The organism is Glycomyces rhizosphaerae (assembly GCF_042647865.1).
Taxonomy (GTDB): domain Bacteria; phylum Actinomycetota; class Actinomycetes; order Mycobacteriales; family Micromonosporaceae; genus Glycomyces; species Glycomyces rhizosphaerae.
In genome coordinates this window covers 439,142-452,382 of sequence record NZ_JBHRWO010000010.1, presented here as the reverse complement: position 1 = coordinate 452,382, position 13,241 = coordinate 439,142, and the positions used below count along the sequence as shown (strand labels likewise).

Annotated in this window: 13 protein-coding genes, 2 tRNA genes and 1 pseudogene; 9 read left to right on the top strand and 7 right to left on the bottom strand. The window is 70.3% G+C overall.

Going from position 1 to position 13,241, the window contains the following annotated elements:
- The first annotated feature begins 17 nt into the window (after positions 1-17).
- Genes modA through ACFO8M_RS11745 form a run of 3 tightly spaced genes read left to right on the top strand, consistent with a single transcriptional unit; the run spans position 18 to position 2,949 of the window.
- A complete protein-coding gene (gene modA / locus ACFO8M_RS11755; protein WP_387975021.1) occupies positions 18-776 on the top strand; it encodes a molybdate ABC transporter substrate-binding protein in 759 nt (252 codons plus the stop codon).
- Positions 777-790: 14 nt separating this feature from the next.
- Positions 791-1,606 carry an ABC transporter permease gene (locus tag ACFO8M_RS11750; RefSeq protein WP_387976361.1) on the top strand — a complete coding sequence of 272 codons (816 nt, stop codon included), beginning with the start codon at positions 791-793 and terminating at the stop codon, positions 1,604-1,606.
- Positions 1,603-2,949 (top strand): ABC transporter ATP-binding protein, encoded by a 1,347-nt coding sequence (locus tag ACFO8M_RS11745; RefSeq protein WP_387975018.1) that lies wholly within the window; start codon positions 1,603-1,605, stop codon positions 2,947-2,949. Before ACFO8M_RS11750 ends, ACFO8M_RS11745 begins: the two co-directional genes overlap by 4 nt.
- Before the next feature lie 52 nt (positions 2,950-3,001).
- Here the strand turns inward: ACFO8M_RS11745 and ACFO8M_RS11740 are convergent, their stop codons facing one another.
- Entirely contained in the window at positions 3,002-3,973 is a 972-nt protein-coding gene (locus tag ACFO8M_RS11740; RefSeq protein WP_387975015.1) for a helix-turn-helix transcriptional regulator, read from the bottom strand.
- A 61-nt stretch (positions 3,974-4,034) separates the two neighbouring features.
- Between ACFO8M_RS11740 and ACFO8M_RS11735 the strand changes: the two genes are divergently transcribed.
- Complete coding sequence (locus ACFO8M_RS11735; RefSeq protein WP_387975012.1) at positions 4,035-4,388, top strand: YybH family protein; 354 nt, start codon at positions 4,035-4,037, stop codon at positions 4,386-4,388.
- A gap of 87 nt (positions 4,389-4,475) precedes the next feature.
- On the opposite strand, the gene ACFO8M_RS11730 is transcribed toward ACFO8M_RS11735, so the two are convergent.
- From ACFO8M_RS11730 to pheA, 5 genes and pseudogenes are all read right to left on the bottom strand, one after another.
- Positions 4,476-5,042: an MFS transporter gene (locus ACFO8M_RS11730; protein ID WP_387975009.1), complete on the bottom strand. Its 567-nt coding sequence runs from the start codon at positions 5,040-5,042 to the stop codon at positions 4,476-4,478.
- A gap of 103 nt (positions 5,043-5,145) precedes the next feature.
- Positions 5,146-5,658: pseudogene (locus ACFO8M_RS11725) on the bottom strand (MFS transporter); the annotation flags it as partial.
- A gap of 207 nt (positions 5,659-5,865) precedes the next feature.
- Positions 5,866-6,534 carry an ArsR/SmtB family transcription factor gene (locus tag ACFO8M_RS11720; protein ID WP_387975006.1) on the bottom strand — a complete coding sequence of 223 codons (669 nt, stop codon included), beginning with the start codon at positions 6,532-6,534 and terminating at the stop codon, positions 5,866-5,868.
- A 56-nt stretch (positions 6,535-6,590) separates the two neighbouring features.
- Positions 6,591-7,211 carry a GOLPH3/VPS74 family protein gene (locus tag ACFO8M_RS11715; protein WP_387975003.1) on the bottom strand — a complete coding sequence of 207 codons (621 nt, stop codon included), beginning with the start codon at positions 7,209-7,211 and terminating at the stop codon, positions 6,591-6,593.
- A gap of 36 nt (positions 7,212-7,247) precedes the next feature.
- Positions 7,248-8,162: a prephenate dehydratase gene (pheA, locus tag ACFO8M_RS11710; RefSeq protein WP_387975000.1), complete on the bottom strand. Its 915-nt coding sequence runs from the start codon at positions 8,160-8,162 to the stop codon at positions 7,248-7,250.
- Positions 8,163-8,380: 218 nt separating this feature from the next.
- On the opposite strand from pheA, the gene ACFO8M_RS11705 reads away from it, so the two are divergent.
- Together ACFO8M_RS11705 and ACFO8M_RS11700 are read left to right on the top strand one after the other, a co-directional pair.
- Positions 8,381-8,453 (top strand) — tRNA-Glu (locus ACFO8M_RS11705).
- 90 nt (positions 8,454-8,543) lie between these two features.
- Positions 8,544-8,618, top strand: a tRNA-Asp gene (locus ACFO8M_RS11700).
- Positions 8,619-8,677: 59 nt separating this feature from the next.
- Here the strand turns inward: ACFO8M_RS11700 and ACFO8M_RS11695 are convergent.
- Positions 8,678-9,004, bottom strand: coding sequence for a hypothetical protein (locus ACFO8M_RS11695; protein ID WP_387974998.1), 327 nt, complete (start codon positions 9,002-9,004; stop codon positions 8,678-8,680).
- A 313-nt stretch (positions 9,005-9,317) separates the two neighbouring features.
- Here ACFO8M_RS11695 and ACFO8M_RS11690 point away from each other — a divergent pair, with 313 nt between their 5' ends.
- The 3 genes from ACFO8M_RS11690 (at position 9,318) to ACFO8M_RS11680 (ending at position 13,230) form a co-directional block, all read left to right on the top strand.
- Complete coding sequence (locus tag ACFO8M_RS11690; protein WP_387974995.1) at positions 9,318-11,366, top strand: RNA degradosome polyphosphate kinase; 2,049 nt, start codon at positions 9,318-9,320, stop codon at positions 11,364-11,366.
- Positions 11,366-12,244, top strand: a complete 879-nt coding sequence (locus tag ACFO8M_RS11685) for an NUDIX hydrolase (RefSeq protein WP_387974992.1) — start codon at positions 11,366-11,368, stop codon at positions 12,242-12,244. Before ACFO8M_RS11690 ends, ACFO8M_RS11685 begins: the two co-directional genes overlap by 1 nt.
- 98 nt (positions 12,245-12,342) lie before the next feature.
- Positions 12,343-13,230 (top strand): hypothetical protein, encoded by an 888-nt coding sequence (locus ACFO8M_RS11680; protein WP_387974989.1) that lies wholly within the window; start codon positions 12,343-12,345, stop codon positions 13,228-13,230.
- The last annotated feature ends 11 nt before the right edge of the window (positions 13,231-13,241 follow it).

Sequence of the window (13,241 nt, the reverse complement as noted above, 5' to 3'; positions counted from 1 at the left end):
CGCAGCAAAGGAATCCCATGCGTGCCAAAGCAGCCCTCACCGCGACCGCCGCCCTCGCCCTCGTCTCGCTCGCCGCGTGCGGCTCCGGCGACGGTGCCGAGGCCGGGTCCGGCGGCACCGTGACCGTGTTCGCCGCCGCCTCGCTCACCGAGGCGTTCACCGAGATCGGCGAGCGGTTCGAGGCCGAGCACGAGGGCGTCCAGGTCGAATTCAACTTCGCCGGGTCCTCCGACCTCGCCGCCCAGATCACCGAAGGCGCCCCCGCGGACGTCTTCGCCTCCGCCGACCAGCCCAACATGGACAAGGTCGTCGAGGCGGGGGCCGCCGCCGAACCGGACACGTTCGCCATCAACCAGCTCGTGATCGCCGTCCCCGCAGGCAACCCCGACGGCGTCACCGGCCTCGCGGACCTCGCCGGGCTCGACTTCGCCGCGTGCGCCGAGGAGGTCCCCTGCGGGGCCGCCGCGCAGACCGCGATCGACGCCTCCGGGACCGACCTCACCCCGGTCACCTACGAAGCCGACGTCAAGTCCACCCTGCAGAAACTCACCCTCGGCGAGGTCGACGCCGCACTCGTCTACCGCACCGACGCCCAGGCCGCGGACGACGAGGTCGACGCCGTCGAGTTCCCCGAATCCGCCGGCGCCGTGAACGCCTATCCGATCGCGGCGCTCGAGGACGCGCCGAACCCCAACCTCGCCGCCGAGTTCGCCGCGTACGTGCTCGCCGACGACACCCGAGCCGTCCTCGAAGCCGCCGGATTCCAGCGGCCGTGACAACCACCGCAGCGATGAGGAACGCCATGCCCGCCAAGCGAACCCGCCAGCGCCGCCGAGTCCCGGCCGCGCTGCTCGCCCCCGCGGTCATCGGCCTGGTGTTCCTCATCCTGCCGCTCGCGGGCCTGCTCGCCCGCGCCCCGTGGACCGAGCTGCCCGCCCGGCTCGCCGAGCCCGAGATGCTCGCGGCCCTCAGGCTCTCGCTGGTCACCGCGACCGCCGCGACCGCGCTGTCGCTGCTCTTCGGCGTCCCGATCGCCTGGCTGCTCGCCCGCGGCGACTTCCCCGGCCGGAGCGTGCTGCGCGCCTTGGTGACCGTGCCGCTGGTGCTGCCGCCGGTGGTCGGGGGCGTCGCGCTCCTGCTCGTGTTCGGCCGCAGCGGCATCATCGGTTCGTGGCTGTACGAGCGCTTCGACGTCACGATCCCGTTCACGACCACCGCTGTGGTGCTGGCGATGACGTTCGTGTCCATGCCGTTCCTGGTCGTCTCGGTCGAGGGCGCGCTGCGCGGGGCCGACATCCGCTTCGAGGAGGCCGCCGCGACGCTCGGGGCGGGCCGCTGGACCGTGTTCACGCACGTGACGCTGCCGATGGTCGCACCGGGCGTGCTGGCCGGGGCGGTGCTGTGCTGGGCGCGCGCGCTCGGCGAGTTCGGCGCGACCATCACGTTCGCGGGGAACTTCCCGGGCCGCACGCAGACGATGCCGCTCGCGGTCTACCTTGCGCTGCAGACGGATCTGGAGGCCGCGATCGTGCTCAGCCTGATTCTCCTGGTGGTGTCGGTGGTCGTGCTGGCGTCGCTGCGCGACCGTTGGACGGCGGCCCCATGAGCGGTCGGCGAGCGAACAAGTCCGGCACCGGCTTGGACGCGCACCTCGTAGTCGAAAGGGGCGCAGGCGAACCCGGCGGATTCCGGCTCGACCTGCCGCTGCGCGTCGCGCCGGGCGAAACGGTGGCGCTGCTCGGCCCCAACGGCGCCGGGAAGACCACGGCACTGCGGGCGCTGGCCGGCCTGGAGGCGCTCTCGGGCGGTCAGATCATCCTCAACGGAGAGATCCTGGACCGGCCGAAGGCTTCGGCGGGCCGATCGAGGGCCGCGCGAAGCGGGTCGCAGATCGATGGGCCCCAGCCTCGGCGAAGCTTGCGGGCCGTCAATTGGCACAGAAATAACCCTGACACAGCGGTACGACACACTCGGCCGGAAGAATTCGAACAGCGAGATAGCGAGCGGGTGCCGCCGCTCGAACAGCACGGCGCACGGTGGGTGCCGCCGGAGGACCGGCGGATCGGGGTGGTCTTCCAGGACTACCTGCTGTTCCCGCATCTGAGCGCGATCGACAACGTCGCGTTCGGGCCGCGGCGCCGGGGCTCGGGCCGGGCCGAGGCCCGGGCGCTCGCCGCCGACTGGCTCGACCGGGTCGGTCTGGGAGACTTCGGGAAACGGCGCCCGAGGCAGCTTTCGGGCGGCCAGGCGCAGCGGGTCGCGCTGGCCCGGGCGCTCGCCACCGATCCGGCTCTGCTGCTCCTCGACGAGCCGCTCGCCGCCCTCGACGCCCGCACCCGACTCGACACCCGCGCGGAGCTCCACCGGCATCTCACGGGCCATACAGGCCCGGCAATCGTGGTCACCCACGACCCGGTGGACGCGCTCATGCTCGCCGACCGGCTCATCGTGGTCGAGGACGGGCGGGCGGTCCAAGAAGGCGACGCCGAGTCGGTCACCGCCCGGCCCCGCACGGACTACATCGCGCGGCTCGTCGGCCTCAACCTGTATCGCGGACGGGCGGAGGGCCACCGGGTCCTCCTCGACCGCACCGCCGACGGCAGCGCTTCCGTCACTCGCTTCGATGCCGGAGACGAGCCCGCCGAGTCGCCCGAAGACGCAGTGGCGCTGGTCGTCTCCGATCCGCTAGAAGGCCCGGCGTTCGCCGCCTTCCCGCCGAGCGCCGTCGCGCTGTACCCCAGCCGCCCCGAAGGGAGCCCGCGGAACACCTGGCGGGCAACAGTTTCGGGAGTCCACCGCCACGGCGACAACCTCCGCGTGCAGCTGGACGGGCCGCTCAAAGCCGCGGCCGACGTGACTCCGGCCGCGGCCGCTCAACTGGGACTCGAACCCGGTCAGACGGTCTGGGCGGCGGTCAAGGCCACGGAGATCACGGCCTACCCCGCCTGAGCCCGCCCGGCATGTGCCAACGAGAGCGTCGGCCCTCGCCAAGCGGCGTCCCTCAAGGCGATGCTTCGTAGCGCGCCGCCAGCGCGGCGGCGCGCTCGCGCAAGGCGTCGCGCAACGACTGCGGGGCAAGGGCCTCCGCATCCGTGCCGAGCTGCCATACCGCCCATTCCGCATGCCGCGCATCCTGGTAGGTGACCTCCAGCCGCAGCCGTCCGTCCGCCTCGGGCGCTTCTGCGCGCACCGCGACCGCGGCGTCCAGCAGGTCCTCCCGTCGCTCCGGGTTCACCCGGACCAGCACGGTGAGGTGGCCGTCGGAGAGGAACTGCGCGCTGCGTTCGCGCCAGATGCGGTCCAGGTCGACCTTGTCGGGCCGCTGCGCCGGTGCGGCGAGTTCTTCGGCGGCCAGGATCCGCGACAGCCGGTACGTGCGGTCCGCGCCGGACCTCGTGGCGAGCAGATATCCCCTGTCGCGCACGGTGACCAGGCCGATGGGGTCCACCGTGCGCCACCGCGGGGCCTGGTCCGTGGCCGCGTAGTGGATGCGGAGCTGGTGTCCGGCGAGCACCGCGCGCCGGACCTCGATCATCGTGGCGTCGGGGACCGTCTCGGCGACCAGCCGCCGCGAGAGCAGGTCGGTCTCCGGTTCGACGAGGAAGCGCCGGGCCGCGTCGTTCGCGGTCTCCTGGTGGCTCTCGGGGAGTGCGTCGACGACCTTGCGCATGGCCGAGGCAAGCGCCGAGCCAAGGCCGAAGACGTGCTCGCCGCGGCCCGATCCGGCGGTCAGCAAGGCAAGGGCCTCTTCGTGGTTGAGGCCGGTGAGCTCGGTCCGGAAACCGGGCAGCAGCGCGAATCCGCCGTGCCGTCCGCGTTCGGCGTAGACCGGGACGCCGGCCGTGGACAGCGCCTCGATGTCGCGCAGCACGGTTCGGGTGGAGACCTCCAGCTCGCGGGCCAGGGAGTCGGCGGTCAGCCGGCCGTGCCGGCGCAGCAGGAGCACCAGTGAGACCAACCGGTCGGCGCGCATGCGAAAACTCTACCGGAATACACGACACAAGATGTCGTGATTCGCTGGGAGGCTGATCGGCATGACAGAGAAGCAAGTGGCCACTGAGCCGAACGACCTGGGGAAGTACTTCATCGAGCGCGCCAACGCGGGCGACGTCGACGGGCTGGTGGCGCTGTACGAGCCGGACGCCGTGGTCGCGTTCCCGCCCGGCAGCGTCGCGACCGGCCACGCGGAGATCCGCAAGATGTACGAGCAGTTCGTGGCCGTCGCGCCGGTGCTCGAGCTCGGTCGGCTGCACCCGGCGCTGGTGAGCGACGACCTGGCGATGACCGTGGCCACGCAGGTCAACGGCGACCTGACCGTCGAGATCGCCCGCCGCCAGCCGGACGGCTCGTGGCTGTGGGCGGTCGACCAGCCGGCGCTGGTGGCATAGCGAGGCGGCGGTGGGCTCGATTCAGCCGAGCCCACCGCCGCATGCCGATCACGCTGCCGCGTCCCACTCACGCAGTGGCCCAACGGGTCAAGCTGCGGCACCGGCGAGTTCGCGCTTCGCGGCCGGGGACGTCGTGCTCGCCGACTCGTCGCGGGTCGCGCGGCGGATGGCCGGCAGGCAGGCGAGCACGATCGCGATCGAGATCAGGCCGACCGCCATGAAGGCGACCTGCACGTCCATCACCGCGGACATCGCCCCGCCGAGCAGGAACCCGATGAGCTGGGCGGCACTCAGTCGACCGTGGACCGCCGCGTTCGCGCGGCCCCGGAAGGCCTCGGGGACCCGACGGGCCACCGTGATGCCGAGCGCCGTGTTCTCCCCGGCGTTGAACATCCCGCCGATCAGGTTGAGCGGCACCATGAGCAGCACGGTGAACAGCGGCATGCCCTGTCCGAAGCACACCAGGCCGACCCCGGCCAGGCAGACCATGACCATCCAGGCCAGCTGCACGTCGCGGTCCAGGCGCCGGATCACCGCGGCCGCGATCCACGCGCCGACGAGCATTCCCGCGGTCCAGCAGGCCTTGATGAGCCCGTACACGCTCTCGGTCGCGTCGTAGACCTCGCGCACCAGGAACACGCTGAGGACGTTCACCCGCGCACAGCGCCGCGATCACCGCACTGAAGGCGATGACCACCACGGTCATGAGCCGGTCGCCGCCCAGTTTCCAAGTGGCGGTGGCCTTCTCGCCGGGGACGGCGAGCTCCCGGCGGACCCCGCCGCGGCGGGTGCGGATGTCGCAACACAGCAGCACCCGTGCCACGGCGCAGACGGCCGCGAGCATGAGCGCGGCGCCGACGCTGTGCGCACCGATCACGAACCCGGCGACGGCGGGCCCGGCCGCGAGGCCGGCGAGCGTGCCGGTCTGGACCATCGCGACCGCGCGCGGGAGATCCTCGCGGCCGGCCATCGCGGGGACGAGGGCGCTCACCACCGGCTGCAGGACCGCGGTCCCGGCGGCGTTCACCATGACGAGTGCGTAGAGGACGTACAGGTTGTCGGTGAAGGCCATGGTGGCGATCGCGGCGGTCTGGACGAGGCCGGAGACCGCCATCAGCGCGCGGCTGTCGAAGCGGTCGGCCATGCGCCCGGTGAGCGGCGCGAGGAGGACCAGGGGCAGGGTCGCGCTGATGATGAGCGCGGCGATGGCGAAGCCGCCGTAGCCCTCCGTTTGGAGGCGGAGGGTGAGGGCGAAGTCGGCCGTGAACATGGCGGTTCCGGCGAGGAACGCGCAGATCGCGGCGGTGTGGATGTCCGACCAGCGGGTCCCGTCGAGGAAGGATGTGAAAGACATGCTTCGAAATTACTCTTTCACATCGAAATGCGAAAGAGGTTTTTCAGAATTTTCGAAGACTTTCTTTCACAACTTCAGGCGCGGTGACTCGGATGCCGCCCAAGCGGTTCCGGCAATGCGGACTCAGACCCTGGGGAAGAACCGGAACATCGTGGAGAACACGACCGTGCCGTCCTCAGGATCGGGACCCATCTCCGCCCGCTTCTGCGTCCGGTCGGCGTACTCCTGCTCCAGCTCCTGGAAGCGCCGGCTGAACTCCGCCGCCTCCTCGATCGTCAGCCGCAGGTGCGCCTGCTGGGTCAACGAAGCGTCCCGCAGCGCCGGGTCGACCTCGAACCGCTGGTCGAGCCAGCGCATGTAGTTCCGGTCGTGCTGCTCGATGAACGCCTCGCCCATGGTGCGCTCGATGATCTTGTCGCTCTCCGGCGCATCGGGCTCGGCCCTGATCGAGAAGCTGTGGATCTTCATGCGCCACAGTCGCTCACGCGCGTCCCCACGGCTCGGAGCCTCCTCGATGAACCCGGCTTTCGCGAGGGTCCGCAGGTGGTAGCTCATCGCGCTCGGGGTCATGCCCGCGACCTCGGCGATCTCGGTGGCCGTGGCCCCTTCGAGGCCCGCGACCCGCTGCCCGGCCAGGAAGTCGAAGACCGCCATGCGCGCGGGGTGCGCGAGCGCCTTCATCCGCTCCGGGTCGGAGATCCTCTCGTGATCCTTGCCCAGGAAGCGCGCCTTGGCCGCGGGCCCGGGCTCCGGCGCGCCCGCGTCGGGACGCGAAGCAGATGTTTCAGACATGGGTCAAGCTAACCACGCCGCGCGAAAGAGCGCGGCGACGACCGCTCAGGCAGGTTCTAGCTCGATGTGGCCGCCGCGTTGGCGCCGTCGCGGTTGTTGACCGCCTTGCGCGTCGCCGCACCGACCCAGTGGGCCTCCGCGAACGCCTTGAGCTCCTTGCGCGACGGCCGCATCTGGCGATCGGGGAACACCGTCTTCTCGAGGCGGATGGCGACGACGAGCGACAGGAGCGCCTCGGTGCGCGGGTCGAAGGCGCGGCCGGTCCGGGCTGCGGAGGCGAGACGGGTGCGGGCGCCGGCCGTCGCATTTCGGTCATTCGACAGGTATCGGTTGGTGGTGAAGACCCAGAGGGCCTTGCCGCGCTCGTGACGCAACGCGCCGGAGGCGACGAGCCCGTCGCGCACCGTCGGCAGGAGGCCCTTGGCGGTCCTGTCGACGAGGGCGTGGGCCGAGCGGGGCTTGTCGGCGGCGATGGCGGCGAGGCGGGAGTCGATGAGGGGATCGCCCGTGGGGGACGGGTCGAGGACGCGGACCTTCTTGCCGTCCAGGCCGATGCGACCGGCGAGCGCGAGCTCGTACAGGACCGCGCCGCCGAGGCCGAGGTCGAGATATGTTCCGGCGCGGCCGTTCGCGCTTTCGTGCGAGAGCAGCGTCAGCTCTTCGAGCAGTGCGGACATGCTCTCAGCGTAGGCGGGGCCCGCTTGCGGCGCGGTTCACGCGCCCCCGCCGCGGAGGCGGTCGAGCCAGGCGGCGGCGTCGGCGAAGTCGGCGTCGCTCAGGCCCTCGGGCGGGGGGACCGGCAGGTCGGAGTGGCCGCGCGGGTAGGAGCCCAGGTAGCGGACGTCGGCGCAGATGCGGCGCAGGCCCATGAGCGCCTCGCCCATGCGGGCGTCGGCGAGATGTCCGGTGCAGTCGAGGAAGAACGCGTACCGGCCCAGGCCCTCACCCGTGGGGCGGGACTCGATGCGGGTGAGGTTGATGCCGCGGACGGCCAGCTCGGTGAGCACGCCGAGGAGGGCGCCGACCCGGTCGTAGTCGATGTAGACGACCAGTGAGGTGATGTCGTTGCCGCTCGGCTCGGGCGGGCTGGTGGGGCGCACGACGTGCACGAAGCGGGTCTCGGCGTTGGCGTAGTCGCCGATGTCGTAGGCCTGCACGGGAAGTCCGACGGCCTCGGCGGCGAACGGCGGGCACACGGCCGCGTCGAACTCGCCGTCGACGACGCGCTGGGCGGCCTGGGCGGTCGAGAGGGCCTGGTGGACCACGGCGTTCGGGAGCTCGCGGCGCAGGAAGCGGCGGACCTGGGCGATGGCCACGGGCATCGAGGCGACCGTGGCGATCTCGGCGAGCGGCTTCTCGGAGGCGAGCACGAAGGTGACCGGGAGGACCACCTCCCCGACGATGACGAGCGGGTCGCCGCCGACGAGTTCGTCGACGGTGAGGGTGACGGTGCCCTCCTGGGAGTTCTCGATCGGCACGAAGCCGGCGTCGACGTCGCCGCGGCGGACGGCGTCGAGGACGTCGACGATCGAGGGCATCGGGGTGGCGGTGGCGCCTTTGGCGGCGGGCAGTCGGCGGAGCGCGGCCTCGGTGAAGGTCCCGCGCGGTCCCAGATAGGCGAACTCCATGGGCCCACGCTAGCAACCGAGGGCGGCGGGAGGCGCCGCGAGCAGCGCATCGACCCGTCCGCGCCCCGGTCCGGATGAGACGGCGATCTCAACACCGACCCGCCGTGGACGGACTTCCGGTTCTCCCGTATGCTTGTCGAGCCCGAGCGGAATTCCGCGGTGGTAAGCCAGAGAAACCGGAATGCGACTCTTGCAGTCGTGTGCCAAGATCACTGAGCGCCCCCATCGTCTAGGGGCCTAGGACGCCGCCCTTTCAAGGCGGTAACACGGGTTCGAATCCCGTTGGGGGTACGGCCCAGACGCGATGCCAGTCACATGGCAAGCGCCTGGTATAAATAAAGAGGTCTTGCGACCTTGTAGGACACGAAAGTGTTCGACCAAGGTCCCGTAGAGCAGCTAGGAGTGCTCGCCACCCTGTCAAGGTGGAGGTCGCGGGTTCAAATCCCGTCGGGACCGCAGAAAGAAAAGCCCGCTGGTTCGCCAGCGGGCTTTTCGCTTGCCTCGCAAAGACTCGGTCAGGACCGGGGCGGTGCGGGCTCGTCGGGAGGCGGCTCGTCGCCGTCCGGGCCCTGCGGCTCGGCCGGCTCGTCCGGGATCGGGTCGCCCGGTCTGGGGCCGCCGCCTTCGCCGGCCCACACCTCGGGCTCCTCCGCCGACAGCTCCAGATCCAGGGACGGCCCGCGGCGCTCCTCGGCCTCGGTCATGCCGAAGCGGTCCGCTTCGACGTAGTCCTCGGCGTCGAGGATCTCCTCCTCCAACTCCTCGTCCTCGTCCTCGTCCTCGTCGACGAACCCGAACGGCTCCTCCTCGTCCTGCGCGTACGCCGTGCTCTCGTCGGACATCGCGACCTCCTTTCCGCCCATGATCGCGGTTCGCCCGCCCCGTCGCCGGGTAATCGGTGTTCGCGGGCGGCGGCGTTCCCGCTCGCGCTACCTGGAGGACACTTTCGGCCCCCAGGCGACCGGGCTGCCGCGGATCGCCCCGCACGGCCGCGGCGCTTCAGGCGCGGGCTCGGCCACGGGGCGCTGAACGCAGGACGAACGGGACGCGCCGCCCATCAGATCCACTGTGGTCACGGACTGTGATCCGATGATCGTGAGCGAATTTCAAAGCCCGTTCACCGTGGGTTCACTTTCTTCGTTAACCTTGTGATGTATGACGAATAGTGACCCTGTTCCACTCGTTGAGACCGGTTTGCCGCCTGACCGGTTCCTCGACCGGGAAGAGAGCTGGCTGCGGTTCAACGGCCGGGTGCTGCGCCTCGCCCAGTCCCCGGAGCTGCCCCTGCTCGAACGGGTCCGGTTCCTCTCGATCTTCGCCAACAACCTCGACGAGTTCTTCATGGTCCGCGTCGCCGGGCTCATGCGCCGCCTGGCCACTGGCCTGCCCGTGCGCACCTCCTCCGGCCGCTCCCCCCACGCCGTCCTCGGCCGCATCGCCGGACTCGCCCACCAGCTCAGCATCGAGCACGCCGAGGTCTTCCGCGACGAGCTCGCCCCCCTCCTGGCCAAGGAGGACATCGCGATCGTCCGCTGGGCCGACCTCGAGGACGCCGAACAGGCGCGCATGCACGAGCTGTTCCGCACCCGCATCTACCCCGTGCTCACCCCCCTCGTCGTCGACCCCGCCCACCCCTTCCCCTACATCTCCGGCAAGTCCCTCAACCTCGCCGTGCAGGTCCACGACCCCCGCAACGGCACCACCCGCTTCGCCCGCGTCAAGGTCCCGCCGCTCCTGTCGCGGTTCATGGCCGTCGCCCCCGGGCGCTTCACCCCGCTCGAAGACGTCATCGCCGCCCACCTCGCGCAGCTGTTCCCCGGCATGGACGTGCTCGGGCACCACACCTTCCGCGTCACCCGCAACCAGGACCTCGAGATCGACGAGGACATCACCGAGAACCTGCTGCAGACCCTCGAACGCGAGCTGCTGCGCCGCCGCTTCGGGCCCGTGGTGCGCCTCGAGGTCGAGGACACCATCGACCCGAAGGTCCTCGACCGGCTCATCGCCGAACTCGGCGTCGACGAGGAGGTCGTCTACAAACTGCCCGGCCCGCTCGACCTCGCCGGCCTCGACGCCATCGCCGACCTCGACCGCTCGGAGATGAAGTACCCGCGCTTCCGGCCCTCCGAGAAGGTCCTGCCGCCCGACGCCGACCTGTTCGCCGTCATGCGCGACCGCGACGTGCTCGTCCACCACCCCTACGACTCGTTCACCACCTCGGTGGAGCGGCTCATCGAGGAGGCCGCCGCCGACCCGAAGGTCCTGGCGATCAAGCAGACCCTCTACCGCACGAGCGGCAAGTCCCCCATCGTCGACGCGCTCATCAGCGCCGCCGACGCCGGCAAGCAGGTCGTCGTCGTCGTGGAGATCAAGGCGCGCTTCGACGAGCAGGCCAACATCGACTGGGCCCAGAAGCTCGAGCAGGCCGGCTGCCACGTCATGTACGGGATAGTCGGGCTCAAGACCCACTGCAAGCTCGCGCTGGTCGTGCGCCAGGAGTCCGACGGCACGCTGCTGCGCTACAGCCATGTGGGCACCGGCAACTACCACCCGACCACCGCGCGGCTCTACGAGGACGTGGGCCTCCTCACCACCGACCCCGAGGTCGGCGAAGACGTGAACGCCGTCTTCAACCACCTCACCGGCTTCTCCCGCGACGAGGACTTCCACCGGCTGCTGGTCGCCCCGCACTCGCTGCGCCCGGGCCTGATCGAGCGGATCGACCGCGAGATCGAGAACCGCCGCAAGGGCCTGCCCGCGCGGCTGCGGTTCAAGTGCAACTCGCTCACCGACGAGGGCATCATCGACGCGTTGTACCGGGCCTCCCGGGCCGGCGTCCCGGTCGACCTGTACATCCGCGGCATCTGCGCCCTCCGTCCCGGCGTGCCCGGCTTGTCGGAGACCATCCGGGTCCGCAGCGTCCTCGGCCGCTTCCTGGAACACTCCCGGGTGTACGTGTTCGAGAACGGCGGCGACCCGGAAGTATGGTTGGGCAGCGCGGACCTCATGCACCGCAATCTCGACCGCCGTGTCGAAGTGCTCGTGCGCGTCGAAGGCGACGCCCACCGCGCGCAGCTGACCTCGCTGCTGGACCGCGGCATGGATGACGACATCCGGACCTGGAAGTTGGGCCCTCTGGGCCTGTGGACCCGCCAGAGGAGCGGGGGCGACCTCCAGGAACAACTCATGCAGGAGCACCGTTGATGCAACCCGAGATCTTCGCCGCCGGCGCCGTCCTGTGGCGCCCCGGAACGGAGGGGCCCGAGCTGGCCCTCATCCACCGGCCCAAGTACGGCGACTGGACCTTCCCGAAGGGCAAGTTGAAGCGCGGCGAGCACCTGCTCGCGGCGGCGCAGCGGGAGGTCTTCGAGGAGACGGGGATCCGACCGGTGCTCGGCCGCCCGCTCGCGCCCTCCTTCTACGACAAGGAGGGTCGGCTCAAGCGGGTCGACTACTGGTGCGCCACACCGGCCTCGGACGACACCGTCGACGAGGCCGTCGACCCGCGCGAGGTCGACGACCTCGAATGGGTCCCGCTCGACCTGGTCTCCGACCGGCTCACCTACGAGCGCGACCAGCCGGTGCTGGAGGACTTCTCGCGCCTCGCCGCCCGCGAGACCGTGCCGCTCATCTTCGTCCGCCACGCCGTCGCGATGTCGAAAGCGGACTGGTTCGACCAGGACGAGCTGCGCCCGCTGAACCAGCGCGGCCGCGAACGGGCCCAGCAGCTCGAGGTCCTGCTCGCCGCGTACCCGGCGGGTTCGGCCTACAGCGCTTCGAGCGCCCGATGCATGGAGACGCTGCTGCCGTACTGCGCCGCCGAGGGCGTGCCGGTGAGCGGCCTGCCCGAGTTCACGCTCGGCACGGACAAGCCGGCCCGGGCCGAGGCCCGCCTGGACGAGATCCTGGCCTCCGGAGCGCCTGCGGTGATCTGCGGCCACGGCGAGACGATCGACGACGCCATCGCCTACGCGAGCGACCGCCTCGGCACCTCAGTCCCCGTGAGCGCCTTGGACAAGGGCTCGTTCGTGGTCTTCCACACCGCCGACGGCGCCCTGGTGGCGACCGAGCACCACGACTAGGACGCTCGAACAGACTGTCGGTTTTACGACAAAGGCACGTCTTCGGGGGTCACCCACTCGTTTCACGGGAGAACCACGAAACGAAGGGAATCCCCCCTATGCCGGGAGATGCGCACGAGCTCATCGTCAAGGCCATCGAGGACGAACCGCTCACAGTGGCCTGGCTGATGGATCGGGTCGGCGAGTACCGGCAGGCGGAGCGCTGCACCGCAGCCGAAACCCGCTCGACCTCATTCGGCTCGCCCGGAAGAACAGAGCGGCGTGCCGACGCGGTCGTGAAACTGTCGTTCCGAAAAGAGGACGACCGAATCATCATCATCGAAGTCCAGAACGAATGGAAGAACGAAAAGTACTACCGGCTGCCGGGCTACATGGCCCGCGCCTTCGAGGACTACCAACTACCGGTCGAGCTGATGATCATCTGCTCCACCGACGCCCTGGCCCACAGGTTCTGGGACGGAATCCAACTCGGACCGGACAACAACATCAAAGTCCGCGCGCTCGGCCCCTCGAACCTACCGGAGATGGTCAACTCCTCGGAGCTGCCCACGGCTGCTGCCGCGGTGGTGACCGCCATCGTCGGCAAGTCCCCGAAAGGACGCAAAGCCGAACTGTTCATCTCGACACTCGACCGCCGTCTCGGTAGCATCGAACCAGGGCGAGCGGCCGACTACATCATGCAACTGCTCACGATCTTGGAAGACGAGCCCGCCCGAATGTTGGAGGACCTCATGCGCACGAAGACCCGCCCGTACCACTCCGCATACAGCGACCGCCTGCGCGACGAGGGCCGCGACGAAGGCCGCGAGGAAGGCGCGCTCCTGGAAGCGCGCCGCATCCTCGTCAGCATGATTGAGGCCACGCAAACCGGTATCACCGCCGAGCAACGCCAGCGCATCGAGGCCTCAACGAACCGCCAGGAGCTTGGTGCCTGGATCACCAAGTTCATAGCATCCGGTTCAGCGGCGGGGCTGTTCGAGGATTAGCCGATAAAGCG

Excerpts from the sequence above, each read along its gene's own strand:
- pheA (WP_387975000.1), bottom strand. The coding sequence starts at position 8,162 with ATGGAGTTCGCCTATCTGGGACCGCGCGGGACCTTCACCGAGGCCGCG.
- ACFO8M_RS11715 (WP_387975003.1), bottom strand. The coding sequence starts at position 7,211 with ATGTCCGCACTGCTCGAAGAGCTGACGCTGCTCTCGCACGAAAGCGCG.
- ACFO8M_RS11750 (WP_387976361.1), top strand. The coding sequence starts at position 791 with ATGAGGAACGCCATGCCCGCCAAGCGAACCCGCCAGCGCCGCCGAGTC.
- ACFO8M_RS11685 (WP_387974992.1), top strand. The coding sequence starts at position 11,366 with ATGCAACCCGAGATCTTCGCCGCCGGCGCCGTCCTGTGGCGCCCCGGA.
- ACFO8M_RS11690 (WP_387974995.1), top strand. The coding sequence starts at position 9,318 with ATGACGAATAGTGACCCTGTTCCACTCGTTGAGACCGGTTTGCCGCCT.
- ACFO8M_RS11735 (WP_387975012.1), top strand. The coding sequence starts at position 4,035 with ATGACAGAGAAGCAAGTGGCCACTGAGCCGAACGACCTGGGGAAGTAC.
- ACFO8M_RS11695 (WP_387974998.1), bottom strand. The coding sequence starts at position 9,004 with ATGTCCGACGAGAGCACGGCGTACGCGCAGGACGAGGAGGAGCCGTTC.
- ACFO8M_RS11720 (WP_387975006.1), bottom strand. The coding sequence starts at position 6,534 with ATGTCTGAAACATCTGCTTCGCGTCCCGACGCGGGCGCGCCGGAGCCC.
- ACFO8M_RS11745 (WP_387975018.1), top strand. The coding sequence starts at position 1,603 with ATGAGCGGTCGGCGAGCGAACAAGTCCGGCACCGGCTTGGACGCGCAC.
- modA (WP_387975021.1), top strand. The coding sequence starts at position 18 with ATGCGTGCCAAAGCAGCCCTCACCGCGACCGCCGCCCTCGCCCTCGTC.
- ACFO8M_RS11680 (WP_387974989.1), top strand. The coding sequence starts at position 12,343 with ATGCCGGGAGATGCGCACGAGCTCATCGTCAAGGCCATCGAGGACGAA.
- ACFO8M_RS11740 (WP_387975015.1), bottom strand. The coding sequence starts at position 3,973 with ATGCGCGCCGACCGGTTGGTCTCACTGGTGCTCCTGCTGCGCCGGCAC.